Raw genomic sequence first — 812 nt, forward strand, 5'->3', positions numbered from 1 at the left:
GCCGCGGGGAAGTTCGGGCGCGGCCCGTCAGCGTTGTCGGTGGGTGTTGAGGCGGGCGGCCTGGCGTGTCAGGTGGGCGCGCTCGGCGAGGTTGGGTGCCTTGTGGGCCGCCTCGGCGTACAGTCGTGCCGCCGTCGCCAGGTCGCCGTCGCGTTCGTGGAGGTAGGCGGCTACCGCGGTGTGGCGGGGGAGTGAGGTGTCCAGCGTCGCGAGCGCCGTCAGGCCGGCGCGCGGTCCGTCGGCCTCGCCGACGGCGACCGCGCGGTTGAGCTGGACGATCGGGTTGTCGGTCAGGCGGGTGAGTTCGTCGTACCACTCGACGATCTGCGCCCAGTCGGTCTCCTCGGCGGTGGGCGCGTCGGCGTGGAGTGCCGCGATGGCGGCCTGGGCCTGGAACTCGCCGAGCCGGTCGTGGGCGAGGGCCGCCTGCAGGATTCCGACGCCCTCGGCGATCGAGGTGGTGTCCCAGTGGCCGCGGTCCTGCTCGGCGAGCGGCACCAGGCTGCCGTCGGGCGCGGTTCTGGCGGCGTGCCTGGCGTGGTGGAGCAGCATGAGGGCGAGCAGTCCGGCCACCTCGGGGTGGTCGATGCGGGCCGCGAGCTGCCGGGTGAGCCGGATGGCCTCGGCGGCGAGGTCGACGTCGCCGGAGTAGCCCTCGTTGAAGACGAGGTAGAGGACGCGCAGCACGGTGGCGACGTCGCCCGGCCGGTCGAAGCGCACGCTGGAGACGGTGCGTTTGGCCCGGCTGATTCTCTGTGCCATGGTCGCCTCGGGCACCAGGTAGGCCGCGGCGATCTGGCGGGTGGTCAGCC

At 73.6% G+C, this 812-nt stretch carries 1 protein-coding gene; it reads right to left on the reverse strand.

The features are described 5' to 3' along the window. Positions 1-27: 27 nt before the first annotated feature. A partial coding sequence (locus tag E1265_RS36605) for a DUF6596 domain-containing protein (RefSeq protein WP_132935232.1) occupies positions 28-812 on the reverse strand: 785 nt, incomplete at its 5' end.

This window comes from Streptomyces sp. 8K308 (assembly GCF_004348315.1).
In the GTDB taxonomy this organism is placed as follows: domain Bacteria; phylum Actinomycetota; class Actinomycetes; order Streptomycetales; family Streptomycetaceae; genus Streptomyces.